We start from the raw sequence: 17,505 nt of genomic DNA, 5'->3' as shown, positions 1-17,505 counted from the left end.
GGTGGCTAAAGATCCCGCCCGTCCCGGCCCACACAGCGGCAGCGAACAGGACCGGAATCCGCAGGCGCGCGCGGTGCTGACATCCCGGCGTGCGGGCTACCTCGACCTGCGGGGTCGGCTGGCACTCCGTACGGACCGCCTCGTCATCGACGCCGAGGTTGAGCCGGTGAAAGAGCGGGCCGGGCGCACCGGCGCACTGAGCGGCAAGGCGGGGCTGGAGGTCGCGACAGCACTGCTGATGCATCCCGAGCGAGCGGTGGTGGTACGCCAACTGGCACGCGAACTGGGGCGATCACCCAGTACGGTCTCCGACGTCCTTGCCGCTCTAAGGGAGGACAACCTCATCGATCCTGGCAACGCGGTCACCGGTTCGCGGCTGTTCTGGCAGGTTGCCGACCGATGGCCCACTTCACGGACCTATCTCGCCCGGCCGCCGATGCCCGGTGAGGCGAGCTTGACCGCCCCGCTGCGACTCGGCCTCGATGACGTCGAGCACATGTCCGGGTGGGCGTTGACCGACTCCGCTGCTGCGGTCGCCTACGGTGCACCCTTGGCGTTTCGCTCTGATCAGGTGCTCGATTTCTACGTGCCCGATCACTCTGTCGTCCGGCGCGCGACGACTCTGCTCGGCATCGCCGGCGGCGCCGCGCACGCACGGGCCACAGTGCGCGTTGCCCCCGTGCCCGCGGTCGTGCAGGGGAGAATCAACCTGGAGACGAACGCGCTTGAGTGGCCTCTCGCGCATCCGCTGTTCGTCGCGCTGGACCTGGCCCAGGACGTTGGCCGGGGCCGCGAGATCCTCGCCGCCTGGACCCCTGATGATCGGTGGACTCGTGTCTGGTAGCCGCGTCACCTTCGGGGGCGATGCGATGGCCGCAGTCGTCCAGGGTGTCATCGAGGTCCGTACGCTCATCGGCCAGCCACCCGTCATCGTCGGTGGGCTCGCGGTCCTGTCGCGCCTGGACCGTCTCATCGAGCTCCGGAAAAACCCGTGGGATGCGGTAGGTCGCCCAGGACGGGCCGCCCGACCCCATCGAGCGATCAGCGGGCCCGATTCGGCGACCGGCGTGATGACCTCGACATGCGCGGAACGCGTGGTCGCGGAGACGATGACGGTCAATGCCGCCTCTCGGCGCGTGATGGAGAAGGCCGGCCTGACGCTGGTGCGCACCTTCCACCCCGACGGGTTGGAACCCATCGAGGGCTCCGAGCATGGTGAGGTCGAGTACGCGCTGAGCAGAGCCGATTGGGAGCGGAAGCGCCACTGACGCCGCCGGGCGGTGACGCTCGATGGTCCGTTCCGGTTATCCGAGTATCGCGAGCAAGGGCAATCCGTCGGAGTTGACGACGAACAGGCAGACCCCTGGTGGCACCCCTGCGCGGGACTCCCCAGGGTGTGGTCGCGGCGGGTGCGGTGCTGGTCGGGCTGGGGGAGTCCGCGCTGACAGCGAGCCGCTCTGGCTCAGCAGCCCCCCGGTCCGGGGGGCTGCTTTCTTTCCGCGGGGAGTACGCAGGTGTCCTCGCGGTCCGGTCAGGAGCCGGAGGCCGCACGGGTCAGGAAGAACGGCAGTTGCGCCGGCCGTCCTCAGGTGGCGCGGGGAGATGGCGTGGGGTCACCGGCGGTGACGCCACCCACTCCCTCGGGTCCTCGTGTGAATCCAGGTCCGCCGGAGACCACCTGGCACGGTCGGACGGGTCCGGTCGCCAGATCACCCACGGACGTACTGGCCGCCGTTTCGCCCTGTTCGGCGTACCACAGGGTGAAGACGAACGTCTCGTCAGGCTTAATCGCCTTGGCGGCCAGCCGGAGGTATTGATCCGCGCCCGTGGGGGCGTTATCCGCCCACTGGAGCAGATATGACCTGCGCGGATCATCGTCCCGCATGAGAGCCGCGCGCGGTTCCTTGCAGTTTTTCCCCTCGGGGAGGAATGTCACGTTCGACTTCACGCCGAAGTCCCGCAGCTTGCGTTCGATCACTTCGGGGTGCCGGAAGTCTCGGACGTAGATGCGAATCGACCCGTCGGGCTCTCGTTCCACCGCGTTCGCCTTGGTCCCGTTCTCGCCCAGCGCGATCGGAAGGCCGACCGCGACCCCGGCGGCGGCCAGCACGGCGACCCCGGCCATGCCCCAACGGCGGCGGAACGTCGGCTGCCGCGCCGGCCGTCGTTCCCCCTCCGCCGGCACGCGGGCGGCCACGACATTCTTCAGCTCCATCAGAAGCCGGTCTTCGAAGGTCTTCATGATTACTCCTTGACGTAGGCGAGCGCGTGATGATGGACGGCAGTGACCTTCGCCAGGGCTTTCCTCGCTCGGTGCAGACGGACTCGAGCGGTGGTCGGCCTGATGCCCAGGGCGGCCGCCGCCTCGGTCACCGTCAGCCCCTCGATACGGATCAGCTCCAGGACGGCGCGTGTCCCTTCTGGCAGGTCCGCGATAGCCCGGTAAGCGGCCCGTGCCGTGCTCTCGGCGTCGATACGCTCCTCCAGTCGCGCGATGTCGAGGCTGTCGAGCAGACGCCGCCCGGCGATCCGCATGGTCGCGTCTCTCTCACGGGCCGATCGGCGGCGTTCGGCGCTGACAACGTTGCGCGCCACCCCGTACAGCCAGGCGATCTCGCTACCCGCACCAGGCCGGTAGGAATGGGCTGAATCGATCACCGCCAGGAACACCTCCGCGGTCAGATCGGCGGCGGTATGCGGATCATCCACCCGTCGCGCCACGAACCTTCCGATAGCCTCGATGTGCCGTCGGTAGAACGCCTCGAATGCCGCGGGATCGTGCCCGATGCGGGCGATGCCCTCCTCATCGGAGGCACCGTCGGATTGGGGCCAGCTCATGCAGTCACTCCTCTTGCCGGTTCATCCCTACTTGGCGTGAGAGCCGAGAGGCGTTACCCGGACCGGCCGCTCGCAGGCTGTCCGGTTGGGGTGGGTGCTGCTTTCCTCGAGGTCCGGACACCTGCGCGGTGGAAACCCAGGACGGGCATGGTGCCGGATTGTCGGCGTGAAATGCGAGAAGTTTGACTCAGGACATAACGGGCACCTGCCGACACACCTGCTTACAAGGCACGAAGGGGAGCGCGGCGATGGGCGTGATGTTCCGCAAGCGGCAGAAGTTCGGACCGCTGATCCTGAATTTCACCGAGCACGGTTTCTCGTCCTGGAGCATCAGAATCGGCCGCTGGTCGTGGAACTCCCGTTCTCGGGCGCACCGAGTCGACCTGCCCGGCCCGCTGTCCTGGAAGCAGAACAAATCCCGCAGGCGAGACCGCGTCGAGCATCGGTGATCGCGAAGCTCAGCGAAGGGTCGTCGGTGTAGGGGTGGTCTCCGCCGCTTCGGCGGCGGGCTCGCCGAAGCGGGCGAGGGCGAGTGTGCCCGCGACAGCGATCAGGAAGCCCAGCACGGCGCTCCAGGCGTACCCGTGACGGGTGCCGTCGCCGAGGAGGACGACCCCGACCAGCGCCGGAACGACGGTCTCGGCCACGACCATCGCGGCGGTGGTCGTGGTCACCGCGCCGCGCTGCAGCGCGGTCGCGAAGAACAGGAACGCCGAGAGGCCGCCACCGGCCACGACGTACGTCGCCGGGTCGGACAGGAGGTCGAGCGGGGACAGGCTCACCAGTACCCGCGCGCCGATGGCGACGAAGCCGAACCCCAGGCCCGCGATGAACCCGAGCACCGCGGACCGGGCCTCTCCGCGCAGGCGCCCGGCCAGCATGCCCGCCGCTCCCATCACGACGACGCAGCCGAGCAGCGCGAGTCTGAACGCCAGGCTCACCGATGCCGGATTCTCATGGCCGGCGGCCAGGCCGAGCAATGCCAGGCCGACGCAGACCGCGGCGACCGCGGTCCACTCCCGGCCGGACAGCCTGAAGTGCAGGACCCAGGCGGCGACGACCGCGGTGACGGCCAGGTTGGCGGCGATCACAGCCTGCACGACGAACAGCGGCAGCGACCGCAGCGCCGCCAGTTCGGCCACGAAGCCGAGCAGGTCGAGTGCCGTGCCGACCAGGAACGGGAGCCGCCGGATGAGGCGGACCAGCAGCCGCGGATCGACGCCCGCACCCGTCGGTGTCGTGCGCGCGGCGAGGGCTTGCAGCACGCTCGCGGTGCCGAAACAGATCGCGGCGGCGATCGCTCCGAACAGACTCCAGACCATCCCCTGAGCCTATGACCTGACCGAGCGGCCTGTCCGCTCCGACTGCGACGCGGGTCAGGTGGCCGTGGTTGCCCCTTCGATTGGGCCTTATCGGGCCATTTCCTACTGGCCGGTCATAGCGGATGTTTTCAGGACGTAAAACTATGATCACGCCATGAAGTCACGTCACATCGCCGGAATGACGGCAGCGTTCGTAGCGGCCACCCTGTTCTCGGCGGTTCCCGCCCAGGCGGCCTCGTCCGTTCAGATCTATCGGGTCTACTACGACTCGCCGGGCTCCGATAACCGGAGCAACGCGAGCCTGAACGCCGAGTGGGTCCAGATCATCAACCGTGGCTCGACTTCACGGTCCCTCACCGGCTGGAAACTGCGCGACCGGACCGGCTACACCTACACGTTCGGCAGTTTCCGGCTGGGTGCCCGGAAGATCGTCTACGTCCACACCGGCAGGGGCACCGACACGACCAAGAACCGCTACTGGGGCCGGCGGGCCTACGTCTGGAACAACACCGGCGACACCGCCTACCTCCGCAGCTCCTCCGGCACGTTGATCGACAAGTGCTCCTGGGGCTCGTCGGGGAGCTCCCGTTACTGCTGAGACGAGTCGACTGATCACTGGCGGTCACGGCGCTCTATCCGCACCGAACGCCAGTGATCAACGCTCCGGGCGCTGCGATACTGGCGACGCTGGCGGTGGAGGCGGGCGTGCACCAGCTCGACCTCACGGCGCACCTGCCCGGCCCGCCGCCCTCGCCGCGGGATCCACTGTCCGTTCTCGGTGACCTGCCGTCCTCGGTTGCCGTCCGTTCGGTGACCCGCCGTCCTCGGTTGCCGTCCGTTCTCGGCGGCCCCGCGACCCACCGCCCGGATCAGCGGATGGTGGGGTCCGGCTGCTCCTCGGCCTCGGCGAGGGAGCCGCCCGTCCACAGCCGGCGCATCTCCGGGCAGTCCGCCAGCAGCCGATCGAGCCGGCCCTGACCGACGACGCGGCCGCGGTCGAGCACCACGATCCGGTCGGCTCGTTCGAGAGCCGCCCGGCGGTGCGAGACGACCAGCAGCGTCGCCGGTCCGCGGCCGTCCCGGGCGGCGCGGGCGAGCCGTTCCCACAGCAGCCGTTCGGTCTCGACGTCCAGCGCGGAGGACAGGTCGTCGACGACGAGCAGGTCCGGCGCCCGTACGAGGGCCCGGGCGGCCGTGGCCCGTTGCGCCTGGCCACCGGACAGCCGTACGCCCCGGGAACCGACGACCGTCTCGAGGCCGTCCGGCATGTCCGCCACGTCCGCGTCGAAGGCCGCGAGCTCGAGCGCGGTGGTGAGCCGGTCGTCGGCCGCGCCGAGCAGGAGGTTCTCCCCGAGCGAGTCGGAGAACAGCCGGGGGAGCTGGCTCGCGTACGCGACCCGGCCGGGGACCAGGTACGTTCCCGGGTCGTCGACGGGCCGGCCGTTCCAGGCGATCGTCCCGGCGTCCAGCGGCACGAGCCCGAGCAGCGCCCGTACGAGGGTGGTCTTGCCGGCCCCGACGGCTCCGGTGAGCACGGTGAACGAGCCGCGTTCGATCCGCAGGTCGACGGCGTCCAGGCCGCGGCCGCCGCCGTACCGCACGGTCAGTCCGCGGCCCTCGACGACCTCCAGCGGGTCGGGGTGCGGCGGTGGCGTCCGGACCGGTGGCGGCTCCCGGCGGAACCAGACGCCGCTCGGCCGCGCCAGGTCGTGGACGTCCTCGTGCGGCGCCATGAGCCGGCCGAGGCGTTCGGCGGCGACGGCGCCCTGCGGCAGGCGGTACAGGAACGTGCCGAGGGAGCGCGGCAGCGCGGTCAGCCAGCCGAGGTAGCCGGTGAAGAGCGCCAGGTCGCCCACGGTGAACGTCCCGTGGTGCATCGCGGGGGCGGCGACGAGCAGGACGAGGCCCATGCCGATCTCCACGGTCGCGCCCGTCACCGTCTCCAGCAGGTCGCTCGCCAGCCGGTCCCGGACGGCGGCGTCCCGCCGCCGGCGGTTGTGCGCGCGGAGCCGTGCCAGCACCGCGTCCTCGGCGCCGGCCGTCTTGACCGCCAGGATGCCCGCGAACGCGTCGCCGATGTGGGCCGTCACGACCGCGCCCAGCCGCCGGGCGCGACGGTGCAGCCGCCGGATCACCGTGCCGAGCAGCCGGCTGAGCACGCCGGCGGCGAGCATCGGCGCCGCGAGCGCCAGCGTCACGACGGGGTCGATCGTGGCCATGATCACCAGCGCGGTGCCGCCGAACAGCGCGGTTCCGGTCAGGTCCACCAGGTCGTCGGTGACCTGGACGAGGTCGTCCACGTCGTCGCGCAGCCGGGCCAGCGCCTCACCCGACGAGTGCGGCAGCCGGGTCGCGGCGGTACCGCGGGCGGTGAGGATCGAGCGCAGCACGTTGACGCGCAGCGTGGTCGCCGCGGCCTCCCACCAGTACACCCCGTACGCCCACGCGGTGACGAGGTTCAGACCGCGGACCACCTCCAGCCCGACGAACGCGGCGCAGAGCCACAGCGCCTCCCGAAGATCGGCGGCCCGGTGCCCGCTGAGCTGGTCGAACAGCCGCTTCAGCAGCAGACCGCCGCCGATGGGGAACAGGTACGTCGGCAGCCACAGCAGGCCGCCGAGCATGTACCGGCCCAGCCCGGAGGAGCGGGCGAGGCCGGCCATCACGGTCGGTACGGGCCTCATCGCGCCACCCCCGCCGCGCTCAGCAGCCGCGCGAACCGGCTGCCGGGGTCGGCCGCCAGTTCCTCCCGGCGGCCGGACTCGACGATCCGGCCGCCGTCGACCACCGCGACGACGTCCACCCGCGCCAGGGAGGACAGCCGGTGCGCGATGAGCACGCCGGTACGGTCGGCGAGGAGCCGGTCGACGACCTCCTCGATGCGCCGTTCGGTCGCCGGGTCGAGCCGGCTGGACGCCTCGTCCAGCACCACGAGCCCCGGGTCGGTGAGCAGCGTCCGGGCGAACGCCAGGAGCTGCGCCTCACCGGCGGACACGCCGACCGCGTCGCCCCCCAGCTCGGTGTCGAGGCCGTCGGGCAGGGCGGCCAGCCACGCGCCCATGCCGACCTCGGCGAGGATCTCGCGCAGCCGCCGGTCGTCGGCGAGCCCCGGCCGGAACAGCGTCAGGTTGTCCCGCACGCTCGCGGTGAACAACTGCACGTCCTGGGTGACCACGCCGATCCGCCGCCGTACGGAGGCCGGGTCGGCGGTCCGCAGGTCCACCCCGCCGACCCGTACGACGCCGCCGGTCGGGTCGTACAGGCGCAGGACGAGCCGGGCGATGGTGGTCTTGCCGCTGCCCGTACGGCCGACCAGGCCGAGGGTCTCGCCCGGCGCCAGCGTCAGGTCGATTCCGGACAGGACCGGCGCGTCGTCGTCGGCGTACGCGAAGTCGACGCGGTCGAGCCGTAGCCCGAGCGGGCCGGACGCCGGCAGCGGTTGCGGGTCGGCGGGCTCCGGCAGCGTACGGCGTTCGGCCAGCAGATCCCGGACGCGGGCGACGCCGGCGAGGGCCGCCTGGTACTGCCGCAACTGGTCGAGCAACCGCTCGAACGGTGTCCGCACCATCTGCGTGTACTGGAACAGCAGCACGGCCGTGCCGACGGTGAGCGTCCCGGACTGGCGGGCCCACGCGGCCAGCGCGAGCACCAGCGCGGTGCCCGCCGCGAAGGCCACCGACGTGCCCGCGAGCAGGCCGCTGCCGATGCGCTCGGACCGGAACTCCGCGCGGTACTTCCGGCCACTGGCCTGATGCACCCGGCGCACGGCGTGCTCGCCGGCGCCGTTCGCGCGGAGGTCCTCGAGGCCGGCCAGCCGCTCCTCGATGTCGCCGAACAACGCGGCGTACCTCGCGCGGGACCGCGCGGCCGCCGGCACGGCCAGCCGCTGCGCCTGGGCCATCGCGAACCCGATCGCCGCGCAGTACGCGAGGAGCAGGGCGCCGACGCGCGGCTCCACGGACAGCATGACGACGAGCACGCCCGCCAGGAGCAGGACGCCGGCGACGACGTCCAGCAGGAAGGCGACGACGAACTCGGCGATGGCGACGACGTCGCCGTCGACCCGTTCGATCAGCTCGCCGGGCGTACGCCGCCGATGGAAGCCCAGGTCGAGGCCGAGCGCGTGCTCGGCCAGCCTCTCCCGGAGGCGGTTGGTGCCGTCCCAGGCCAGCCGGCTCGCCAGCCAGGCGGTGAGGGCACGGGCGCCCTGCCCGGCGACGGTGAGGGCCAGGTAGCCGACGGCGACGAACACCAGATGGCGGGTGCTCGCGCCGCCGATGGCGTCGTCGACGAAACGCCGGGTGAGCTGCGGCGCGGCGAGCGGCAGCGCGGTCGCCGCCGTGACGGCGGCGACCAGGGCCGTGGTCGCGCGAGGTCCCGGGCGGAGGCAGCCCAGGACGGTGGTCGATGAGGTCTGCTTACCGGCGTCTGCCCGCGCCGGTCGGGTCGATGGTCGCACGTGGCGTCGTGTCCTTCGCGTAGGTGGCGATTGCCTGCTGGGTGGACACGTACGCAGGGCGCATGACCATCTCCTCGGTCGACTGCTCGTACGCGGGGAGTACAACAGAGGGCGGCCACGGCGGGCAACGGAATTTCCGCCAGGGCATATCGTGCGAGGTGGGCTGATCGACCGCGTGGGGTGGCCGACGGCGGGCGAAGGGTGGTGGTCCGGTGGCCGGTGCGGTACGGAACTGGGCGGGCAACATCGGCTTCCAGGCCGAGCAGGTCCGCTATCCGGCCTCTCTGGACGAGGTACGGAGCCTGGCGGCGCGCGGCCCGAAGGTGCGCGTGCTGGGCAGCGGCCACTCCTTCAACGACATCGCCGACACGCCGGACACCCTGGTCTCCCTGGCCAAGCTGCCGGCCGCCGTGGAGATCGACAGCGCCGCGGCGACGGTGCGGGTCGGGGCGAGCGTCCGGTACGCCGAGCTGAGCCGGGAGCTGCACGACAAGGGGTACGCCCTGCCCAACCTGGCGTCCCTGCCGCACATCTCCGTGGCCGGCTCGATCGCGACGGCGACGCACGGTTCCGGTGAGACGAACGGCAACCTGGCCACGGCGGTGTCCGGGCTCGAGCTGGTCACCGCCGGCGGCGACCTCGTGACGCTGAGCCGCGAGCGGGACGGGGACCGGTTCGCCGGAGCGGTCGTCGGGCTCGGCGCCCTCGGCATCGTCGTGAGCGTGACGCTGGACCTCGGCGCGACGTTCGACGTACGGCAGCGGGTGTACGAAGGGCTGCCGCTCGAGGTCCTCGACGAGCGCTTCGCCGAGGTCGTCTCCGGCGCCTACAGCGTGAGCCTGTTCACCACGTGGCGCGAGGCGCGGATCGACCAGGTCTGGGTGAAGCAGCGCGTCGACGCGGCGGACGGGGACGCGATGCCGGAGGAGTGGTTCGGCGCCCGGCCCGCCGACGGGCCACGGCACCCGGTCCCCGGGATGTCCGCCGTCGCCTGCACCGAGCAGCTCGGCGTGCCCGGTCCGTGGTTCGACCGGCTGCCGCACTTCCGGCCCGACTTCGCGCCGAGCAGCAGCGGCGACGAGCTGCAGTCGGAGTTCCTGCTGCCCCGGTCGCACGCCGTCGAGGCGCTGCACGCCCTGAACGAGGTCCGGGACCGCATCGCCCCGGTCCTGCAGGTCTGCGAGATCAGGACCGTCGCGGCGGACGACCTGTGGATGAGCACGTCCTACGGGCGGGACACGGTGGCCGTGCACTTCACCTGGGTCAAGGACACCGGTGAGGTGCTCCCCGTGCTCGACCTGGTCGACGAGCGCCTGGCGCCCTTCGACGCCCGGCCGCACTGGGGCAAGCTGTTCACCACTCCCGCCGACGCGCTGCGCGCGAGGTACCCGCGGCTATCCGACTTCCACGCCCTGGCCCGCCACTACGACCCGAACGGCACCTTCACCAACGACTTCCTCACCCGCCACCTCTTCGCAGATCTCGACTGACCGGCCGCGGCGTCACTCGAAGAGCGCGTCGACCGTGCGGACGATGACGGAGCGTTTGACCCAGGCTTCGATCTGCGCGACGTCGGTGCAGGCGGTGATGCGTTCGCGTGCTTCGTCCGGAACCGGGACACCACGCGCGTCGAGTACCTGGAGGAGGGTGCGCACCCTGCCCCGGACCTCGCCCTTGACCTCGCCCTCGGCCTCGCCCTCGGCGTAAGTTCTGCGGAACGCGTCGCTTTTGTAGGGGGATGTATCGCTTCGCATCATTGCCTCCAATTCGGTGGCGGGTGCCTCGGGTAGCGCCGCGAGCACGACATCAATGTACAGTTCCGCGCGGTCGCCGTCCTCCATCGCGGCGACAGCGCAAAGCAGGGCATGAAAGATCCTCGCCCGGTTATAGGCGGCCCCGTGCGTCATGGTCGACAGGACGGCCAGCTCGGGTGCGCGGACGGCCTCCGCCGCGTCGGTGACGACCGGGACCGCCTCGGGTTTGAGCACCAGGGGAGTCAGGGTCCAACCCGGATGGCCGAGCTCGATCGGCTCGGCGCACCAGTCACCGATCGCGGCGTCCGCGCAGATCACCAGCAGGACCGCCGGGCAGCGGGTCCGCGCGCGCAGCCCGGCGAGGTAGACCGGCCAGCTCCACCGCTTGTCCTGGTCCCGCCCGAGCTGGATCTCCACCACGACGGCCAGCACGGGGGACGCCGCCTCGAAGACGACCACGGCGTCCGCACGGAACTCCGCCGGGCTCCACTCGGTGAGATCGCCGGATTCGACCCGGACGGCTTTATAGTCCGGGATATCCACCTTTAAAGCGTTATGCAGAATCTCTGCCGCCAGGGCCGGACGGTTCTTGAAGAGCAAGGCGAGTGATTCGTGACTCAGTGATGGCATGGCCGGGACTTTAAACCGGCCATGCCATCGGCTGCGAATTGATCAGTCTAAAATTGCGATAAATGGTGATTAGTTAGATGTGCTCGGGGCGGTAGGCCGTCAGCCAGTCGTTCAGGGCGACGATCCGCTCCATCGCCATGCGGTCCTGCTGGAGGCTGGCCCGGCCGATCGGGCGGCGCAGGGCCGTGCGCGCGGCGTCCTCGTCGACGTAGGGCCGTACGGGCGCGTTCGGGTCGGCGAGGATGCCGGACAGGCGGTCGCGGACCGCTCGTTCGTAGCTGGGGTTCTGCGTGGCGGGGTACGGGCTCTTGCGCCGCCGTACGACCGACTCGGGGAGGAGATCGGCGGTCGCGCCGCGCAGCAGGCTCTTCTCCCGGCCGTCGTAGGTCTTGTGCGACCACGGCGTGTTGAACACGTACTCGACGAGCCGGTGGTCGCAGAACGGCACGCGGACCTCCAGGCCGACCGCCATGCTCATCCGGTCCTTGCGGTCCAGGAGGAAGCGGACCATCCGGGTGAGGTGGAGGTAGCAGATCTCCCGCATGCGGCGCTCGAGGCCGCTCTCGCCGGGCAGCCGGGGCACCTCGTCGATCGTCTCGTGGTACCGCGCGGCGAGGTAGGCGTCGGTGCGCCGGCCGAGGTCGCGGTCGATGAGGTCCTGTTCTCTGCCCAGGCCGTGGCGCCAGGGGAAGCCCTCGGCGGCGACCGCGGCTGGATCGTGGAACCAGCGGTACCCGCCGAAGACCTCGTCGGCGGACTCGCCCGACAGCGCCACGGTGGAGTGCCGCCGGATCTCGGCGAACAGCAGGTACAGCGACGTGTCCATGTCGCCGCCGCCGGGCAGATCCCGGGCGCGCATCACCGTCTCGACGGCCTCCGGCGAGGTGAGGTTGTCGCTGCCGAGGACGACGTCGGTGTGGTGGGACCCGACGTGCTTGGCGACGTCATGGACGTACGGCGTGTCGGCCGTGTCCCGCATGGCGTCGGGCACGAACCCGCCGCCCTCGTCGGTGAAGTCCACCGCGAAGGTGCGTACGGTGCCGGCCCCCAGCGCCCGGTCGGCCAGCGCGGTCAGGGCGCTGGAGTCCAGGCCGCCCGACAGCAGGGTGCACAGGGGTACGTCGGAGATGAGCTGCCGTTCGACGATGTCCTCGAGCAGTTCGCGGACGTGGCGGACGGTCGTGGGGACGTCGTCGGTGTGCTCCCGGGCGGTGAGCGCCCAGTAGCGCCGGTCGGTCACCCCGCCGCGCGAGACGCGGACGACGTGCCCGGGCTCGACCTCGTACATGCCGTCGAAGACGGCGTGGCCGGGGGTCTTGGCGGTGGAGAGCAGCTCGAACAGGCCGTCGTCCCGGACGCGCGGGGTGAAGAGGGGATTGGCCAGGATGGCCTTGGGCTCGGAGCCGAACAGCACCCCGTGGCGGGTCGGCGCGTAGTACAGCGGCTTGATGCCCATCCGGTCCCGGATCAGCAGCAGTTCCTCGGTCCGCCGGTCCCACAGCGCTAAGGCGTACATCCCGTTCAGGCGCTCGACGAGGTCGGCGCCCCAGCGCAGATACGCCTGCAGGACCACCTCGGTGTCGCTGCGGGTGCGGAACCGGTGCCCGTGGGACTCGAGCTCCCGGCGGAGCTCACGGAAGTTGTACGTCTCGCCGCTGTAGACCAGCGTCGCGGGTCCCTCGCTCATCGGCTGCGCGCCGCCCTCGATGTCGATCACGGCGAGGCGCCGGTGCCCCAGTGCGACGTGCGGGTCGATCCAGAGGCCTTCGGCGTCCGGGCCGCGGAGCGCCATCGTGCGCGTCATCGTGAGCGCGGTCTCGCGCTCGAGAGTGAGGTCGCGGTCGTAATCCACCCAGCCGGCTATGCCGCACACGGAACGCCTCCTCATTGGATGCATCATGCACGTAACAGACGCTAACCCCGTCTGTCAGAAACATCCAAGTAACAAACCTCACGGCCTGCGAGGCTGGACATCCGGGACGAACCGTGCGCCGCTCAGCCGGCGGCCGGTTCGTCCTCGCCGTTCACGACGCCGGGGAGCCAGTCGAGCGACCCCGTGGCCAGCGCCTCATCCGCGAGCTTCTTCCCGGTCGGCGTCTGCAACGCGGCGAGCGAGCTGTCGATCCACGGCTGGATGGTGTGATGCCCCTGGTCCCGGTACTCGATGGCCTGCAACAGGCATTCGAGCTTGTCGGCGTCGCGCGCGCAGCGGGCCTCCAGGCTGGTCCGCCGCTCGTACTCCGCGACCGAACCGGTGATCAGATCGGCCACCGGGGCGGGCAGCCCGCGAACCTGATCCGCGGTGACCTGCTCGTTGGGCATGCGGGTGACATACCGCTTGGCGAGGTACGGCAGGTCGGTGAGCCGGGTCTCCTGGCTGTCGTGAAAGAGGCTGAGCAGGATGGCCCGCTCGGGGTTCGCGCCCTCCAGGGCGGCCAGCACGCCGGCCAGCACCGCGGCCCGGAAGGAATGGTCCGCGATGCTCTCCGGCGCGACGACGCCCGCGACCAGCCAGCCGCTCCGCTTGTAGCGCTTGAGCAGTCCCATCTCGTAGACGAACTCCGTCAAGCGCGCCAGCTCATCCGGCATGCCTGCCCCCTCACTCTCGGCCGCCCGGGTATCTCACGGTAGACGACTTTTCCCAGATCAGACGGTAAGCGGAGGGCAGATCTCGGCCGGGCCCGCCGGGCCGGGAGTGGAAGCCGAGCCGCCGGGTAGCGTTCCGGCATGATCGGACGACTGCAGGAACTCGTCATCGACTGCGCCGACCCGCCGAAGCTGGCCCGCTTCTGGACGGCCGTGGTCGGCGGAGAGGCCGTCGACCGCGATCCCGACTGGTCCTACGTCGATCCGCCGGACGAGCCGCTGCGCCTGGCGTTCCAGCTCGTGCCGGAGGGCAAGGAGGTCAAGAACCGCCTGCATCTCGACGTCGAGGTCGCGGACATCGACGCGGCGCGCGAACGCCTCTGCGCCGAGGGCGCCACCGCCGTCGAGGACCTGCGCACCGACGCCCACGGCCGGTTCCAGGTGATGCGGGACCCGGAGGGCAACGAGTTCTGCCTCGTCGACTGATCGCCGATCGGTCGCGCCGGACCGCGTGGCACCGGCGGGTAGTCGTGCGCCCCGCGGCCCGGGCGTGCGTCGGGGCATCCGTCAGCCGGCCGCCAGGTGGGCGGTGACGAAGTCCAGGACCTCGGGAGACGCCTTCGGCAGTGAGCCGCTGTCGAACGGCGGTCGCGGGTCGTACTCGGTCCACAGTTGGATCGCCTGCGCGGCGACGTCGCCGCCGATGTCGGCGGCCAGGGTCAGCGCCATGTCGATGCCGGCCGAGACGCCCGCCGCCGTCACCACCTTGCCGGCCGTCACGACGCGTTCGGGGACGTACGTCGCGCCGGTGGCCTCGAGCTCCTTCCGGACGGCCCAGTGCGTGGTCGCCCGCAGACCGTCGAGCAGCCCGGCGGCGCCGAGGATCAGCGAGCCGGAGCACACCGACGTGGTCCACCGGGTCGTGGGATGCACGCGCCGGACCCAGTCGACGTACCGCCGGTCGCCGAGCACGACGTCGCGGGTCCCCGGACCGCCCGGCACGAGGAGGACGTCGCACCGGTCGATGGCGTCGAACGCGGCGTCGGCCACGACCGTGAGCGCCCCGTCCGTACGGACGGGGCCGCGTTCGGCCGCCGCGAAGACGGTCGTGACGCCCGGCAGGCGCGACAGCACCTCGTACGGCCCGACGGCGTCGAGCGGGGTGAATCCTTCGTACAGCGCGAATACGATCCGCACGGGCCTGCTCCTCATCGGGATGTCACGGATGAACGGAACCGGCGGCGGTAGTCGCCGGGAGTGACGGACACGGTCCGCTTGAAACCGCGATGCATGGTCTCGGGGGTGCCGAAGCCGCACTCGCGGGCGATCACGTCGAGCGGGCGGGCGGTCGTCTCCAGCAGCCGGCGGGCCGCCTCGACCCGCACCGACTCGACGTACGACCCCGGAGTCACGCCGACGTCCTCGCGGAACACGCGGGCGAAGTGCCGTGGGCTCAGCCCCGTCCGGGCCGCCAGCGCCTCCACGGACAGGTCCGCGGTCAGGTGGTCGGCGATCCACCGCTGCAGCTCCCGCATGCCGGGCCGGTCCGGCCGCTGCGCGGCCAGTTGGGCGCTGAACTGCGCCTGCCCGCCCGGCCGCTGCACGAACACGACCAGCTGCCGGGCGACCGCCCGGGCGGTCGCGGCGCCGCGGTCGTCCTCGACCATGGCGAGCGCCAGGTCGATCCCCGCGGTCACGCCCGCCGAGGTCCAGACGGGATCGTCCCGTACGAAGATCGGATCCGGATCGACCTCGACGGCGGGGAACCGCTCGGCCAGCAGGCGGCAGGCGGACCAGTGCGTGGTCGCCCGCCGGCCGTCGAGCAGCCCGGCCCGCGCCAGCAGGAACGCGCCGCTGCACACCGAGCCGACGCGGCGGGCGCGTCGCGCGGTGGCCGAGATCCACGCGATCGTCCGCTTGTCCCGCGCGGCCTCCGCGGTGCCGGGACCGCCCACGACGATGAGGGTGTCGACGGGGTCGTCGTGGAAGGCGCGGTGGGGGAGGACCGCCAGGCCGCTGGACGACTCGACCGGCGTGCGTTCGGCGGCGACGACCTCGGTGGTGTAGCCGCCGCCGGCCAGGTCGAAGACCTCCAGGGGGCCGGTGAGGTCCAACGACTGGAAGCCGGGGTGGACGAGGAACGTGATCCGCACGTCCTCAGCGTCGCCGCTCCGGCCGAATGTCCGCAATGACGCGGATATGACGAATACAGCCATCTGCCGGTCCGTGGACCGGCAGATGCCCGTCGGCGTGCGGACCGGCGGATGTGCGTCGGCGTGCGGACCGGCGGATGTGCGTCGGCGTGCGGACCGGCGGATGTGCGTCGGCGTGCGGACCCCAGGAGATGAGGTCATCGTCGGCGGATGAGCGGAAGGGGCCGGGATTCCCCGGCCCCTTCGCCCCCTGTCCGCTTAGGTCAGCGCGCGGCCTCGTAGGCGTCCATCGTGCGTCCGAGCAGCGCGAACTTCTCGGTCCGGTTGACCGACGGCTGAACCTCCTGGCGGTTCGGGTCGATGTACCGGTAGCCGAGGTTGCTGAACGCGGCGATGATGTAGTGCCGGTTCGGCTTGCCGGGCAGCGACTTGACGATGCCCGCGTCGCTCACCGCGTTCTCCGACAGGCCCGTCTTGTGGGCGAACGTCACCTGGGCGGCGTCCTGGCAGGGCTGCACGGGGTACTGGTACTTGCCGTCGGTCGGGTCGTCGTTGACCGTCACGGTGCCGTCCGGGCCGATCCACCGGTCCGAGATCCGCTGCGGCATGCCCGCCGCCGGGTAGGGGTAGCCGCAGTAGTTCGTCGTCGACAGGACGTTGTTCCAGCCCTGGTCGCCGAGCTCCTTCATGAAGAACTCGCGGGAGGACTTGCTCAGGACGTCACTGGTGACCGCCTTGCCGTTCGGAGCGGTCCACGCCGTGCCCGTGACGCCGTTGAGGAGCGCCAGCAGCTTGGCGGTGTCCAGCGAGGACATGTTGATGCCGGAGGTCCAGTTCCCGCCGTTGGCGGGGTTGGTGTCCTTCAGCTGCATCGTCTCCAGGCCGATGCCCTGGAAGGTCTGGTTGAGACCGTCGATCGCGCCCTTGTCGTTCAACAGCTTGATCATCGCGCACGCCGAGCCGTTGTCGGAGACGGTGATCATGCGGTCGAAGTAGTTGCGGACGGTGTCGGTCGTGGCGGCGCCGCACAGGTCGGAGGCCTGCGTCGGCTGGTAGGAGTACGTGTCGTCCAGCGTGATGACGCCCTTGTCCACCAACTGCAGGACGCCGAAGCCGACCATCAGCTTGAGGGTCGACGCCGGGTAGGGCGACATGAAGTCGATGGGCGCGTTCTCGCGGCCCGGGACGACGTCGGTGTCGCCCTGCCCGTTGTTGGTGTTCCAGAGGTTGGTGTCCCAGTGCCGGTAGCGCACCGCGGTGGTGTGGAAGTTCCGGTCGACCGGGACGATGACGCCGTTCTTGTACGTCGGGCTGGTCACGACGGTGCCAGAGGAGACGGGCCGGCCCTTGTCGTCGAGCTCGAGGACGGTCACGTCGACGTTCGGCTGCTGGTGGATCTGTGTCGCGGCCGCGATGGCCGCCGCCTTCAGCTTGGGGGCCCGATCCCGTCCCGCGAGCTTCTTCTCCGGGTCGACGTCGACCGAGGCGGACTTCTTCGCCTGGGTGGACGTGGGGGGCTCGGTGTCCAGGACCTGGCCGAACTGCAGCGCGGCCATGGTCTTCTGGAGCTTTCGCGCGACACCGCTGGTGTCCGGCTCGGCCGCCTGCGCCGGCTGCGCGACGGTGGCCAGCAGCATCACGGCGCCGCCCAGCGCTACCCAGCCCCGACCGTGCTTACGATAACGGTTCAAGATCATTCTGACAAAATAGCGATATCGGTCGCGCATCTCCCCGGTTTCGCCGATATCTGGAAAGCCGCTGCT

The 17,505-nt window shown here is 70.9% G+C and carries 17 protein-coding genes; 6 read left to right on the top strand and 11 right to left on the bottom strand.

Annotated features, from left to right (window positions below):
• The first annotated feature begins 1 nt into the window (after position 1).
• Positions 2-844 (top strand): helix-turn-helix domain-containing protein, encoded by an 843-nt coding sequence (locus tag AB0K82_RS26995; protein WP_364401951.1) that lies wholly within the window; start codon positions 2-4, stop codon positions 842-844.
• On the top strand, positions 819-1,268 hold the full coding sequence (locus tag AB0K82_RS26990; RefSeq protein WP_364401948.1) for a GNAT family protein: 450 nt from the start codon (positions 819-821) through the stop codon (positions 1,266-1,268). The genes AB0K82_RS26995 and AB0K82_RS26990 overlap by 26 nt, the downstream gene beginning before the upstream one ends.
• A gap of 317 nt (positions 1,269-1,585) precedes the next feature.
• Here the strand turns inward: AB0K82_RS26990 and AB0K82_RS26985 are convergent, their stop codons facing one another.
• Together AB0K82_RS26985 and AB0K82_RS26980 are read right to left on the bottom strand one after the other, a co-directional pair.
• Positions 1,586-2,242 carry a hypothetical protein gene (locus AB0K82_RS26985; RefSeq protein ID WP_364401945.1) on the bottom strand — a complete coding sequence of 219 codons (657 nt, stop codon included), beginning with the start codon at positions 2,240-2,242 and terminating at the stop codon, positions 1,586-1,588.
• 2 nt (positions 2,243-2,244) lie between these two features.
• Positions 2,245-2,838, bottom strand: coding sequence for an RNA polymerase sigma factor (locus tag AB0K82_RS26980; protein WP_364401943.1), 594 nt, complete (start codon positions 2,836-2,838; stop codon positions 2,245-2,247).
• 248 nt (positions 2,839-3,086) lie between these two features.
• On the opposite strand from AB0K82_RS26980, the gene AB0K82_RS26975 reads away from it, so the two are divergent.
• Positions 3,087-3,287, top strand: a complete 201-nt coding sequence (locus tag AB0K82_RS26975) for a DUF4236 domain-containing protein (RefSeq protein WP_364401940.1) — start codon at positions 3,087-3,089, stop codon at positions 3,285-3,287.
• A 9-nt stretch (positions 3,288-3,296) separates the two neighbouring features.
• Here the strand turns inward: AB0K82_RS26975 and AB0K82_RS26970 are convergent, their stop codons facing one another.
• Entirely contained in the window at positions 3,297-4,160 is an 864-nt protein-coding gene (locus AB0K82_RS26970; RefSeq protein ID WP_364401937.1) for a hypothetical protein, read from the bottom strand.
• Positions 4,161-4,314: 154 nt separating this feature from the next.
• On the opposite strand from AB0K82_RS26970, the gene AB0K82_RS26965 reads away from it, so the two are divergent.
• Positions 4,315-4,758, top strand: a complete 444-nt coding sequence (locus tag AB0K82_RS26965; RefSeq protein WP_364401935.1) for a lamin tail domain-containing protein — start codon at positions 4,315-4,317, stop codon at positions 4,756-4,758.
• A gap of 271 nt (positions 4,759-5,029) precedes the next feature.
• On the opposite strand, the gene AB0K82_RS26960 is transcribed toward AB0K82_RS26965, so the two are convergent.
• Both AB0K82_RS26960 and AB0K82_RS26955 read right to left on the bottom strand, forming a co-directional pair.
• Positions 5,030-6,844: an ABC transporter ATP-binding protein gene (locus tag AB0K82_RS26960; RefSeq protein ID WP_364401932.1), complete on the bottom strand. Its 1,815-nt coding sequence runs from the start codon at positions 6,842-6,844 to the stop codon at positions 5,030-5,032.
• Positions 6,841-8,619: an ABC transporter ATP-binding protein gene (locus tag AB0K82_RS26955; RefSeq protein ID WP_364401929.1), complete on the bottom strand. Its 1,779-nt coding sequence runs from the start codon at positions 8,617-8,619 to the stop codon at positions 6,841-6,843. The genes AB0K82_RS26960 and AB0K82_RS26955 overlap by 4 nt, the downstream gene beginning before the upstream one ends.
• 212 nt (positions 8,620-8,831) lie before the next feature.
• Here AB0K82_RS26955 and AB0K82_RS26950 point away from each other — a divergent pair, with 212 nt between their 5' ends.
• Positions 8,832-10,109, top strand: coding sequence for an FAD-binding protein (locus AB0K82_RS26950; protein ID WP_364401926.1), 1,278 nt, complete (start codon positions 8,832-8,834; stop codon positions 10,107-10,109).
• Between the two features lie 12 nt (positions 10,110-10,121).
• Here the strand turns inward: AB0K82_RS26950 and AB0K82_RS26945 are convergent, their stop codons facing one another.
• From AB0K82_RS26945 to AB0K82_RS26935, 3 genes are all read right to left on the bottom strand, one after another.
• Positions 10,122-11,003: a hypothetical protein gene (locus AB0K82_RS26945; protein ID WP_364401923.1), complete on the bottom strand. Its 882-nt coding sequence runs from the start codon at positions 11,001-11,003 to the stop codon at positions 10,122-10,124.
• A gap of 73 nt (positions 11,004-11,076) precedes the next feature.
• On the bottom strand, positions 11,077-12,891 hold the full coding sequence (gene asnB / locus AB0K82_RS26940) for an asparagine synthase (glutamine-hydrolyzing) (RefSeq protein WP_364401921.1): 1,815 nt from the start codon (positions 12,889-12,891) through the stop codon (positions 11,077-11,079).
• Between the two features lie 107 nt (positions 12,892-12,998).
• Positions 12,999-13,592, bottom strand: a complete 594-nt coding sequence (locus AB0K82_RS26935; RefSeq protein ID WP_364401920.1) for an HD domain-containing protein — start codon at positions 13,590-13,592, stop codon at positions 12,999-13,001.
• A 138-nt stretch (positions 13,593-13,730) separates the two neighbouring features.
• On the opposite strand from AB0K82_RS26935, the gene AB0K82_RS26930 reads away from it, so the two are divergent.
• Positions 13,731-14,075, top strand: a complete 345-nt coding sequence (locus AB0K82_RS26930) for a VOC family protein (protein ID WP_364401917.1) — start codon at positions 13,731-13,733, stop codon at positions 14,073-14,075.
• 81 nt (positions 14,076-14,156) lie between these two features.
• Here the strand turns inward: AB0K82_RS26930 and AB0K82_RS26925 are convergent, their stop codons facing one another.
• The 3 genes from AB0K82_RS26925 to AB0K82_RS26915 all read right to left on the bottom strand — a co-directional run bounded on the left by AB0K82_RS26925 (position 14,157) and on the right by AB0K82_RS26915 (position 17,433).
• Entirely contained in the window at positions 14,157-14,786 is a 630-nt protein-coding gene (locus AB0K82_RS26925) for a DJ-1/PfpI family protein (protein ID WP_364401914.1), read from the bottom strand.
• Positions 14,787-14,797: 11 nt separating this feature from the next.
• Positions 14,798-15,742, bottom strand: coding sequence for a GlxA family transcriptional regulator (locus AB0K82_RS26920; RefSeq protein WP_364401912.1), 945 nt, complete (start codon positions 15,740-15,742; stop codon positions 14,798-14,800).
• Positions 15,743-16,005: 263 nt separating this feature from the next.
• The gene (locus tag AB0K82_RS26915) at positions 16,006-17,433 is read right to left on the bottom strand and encodes a serine hydrolase (RefSeq protein ID WP_364401909.1); all 1,428 of its coding nucleotides are present in this window, start codon (positions 17,431-17,433) and stop codon (positions 16,006-16,008) included.
• Between the last annotated feature and the right edge of the window lie 72 nt (positions 17,434-17,505).

This window comes from Actinoallomurus sp. NPDC052274 (genome assembly GCF_040679475.1).
Taxonomy (GTDB): domain Bacteria; phylum Actinomycetota; class Actinomycetes; order Streptosporangiales; family Streptosporangiaceae; genus Actinoallomurus; species Actinoallomurus liliacearum.
The sequence above is the reverse complement of the archived record's forward strand: the minus strand, read 5'-3'. Positions and strand labels throughout refer to the sequence as shown.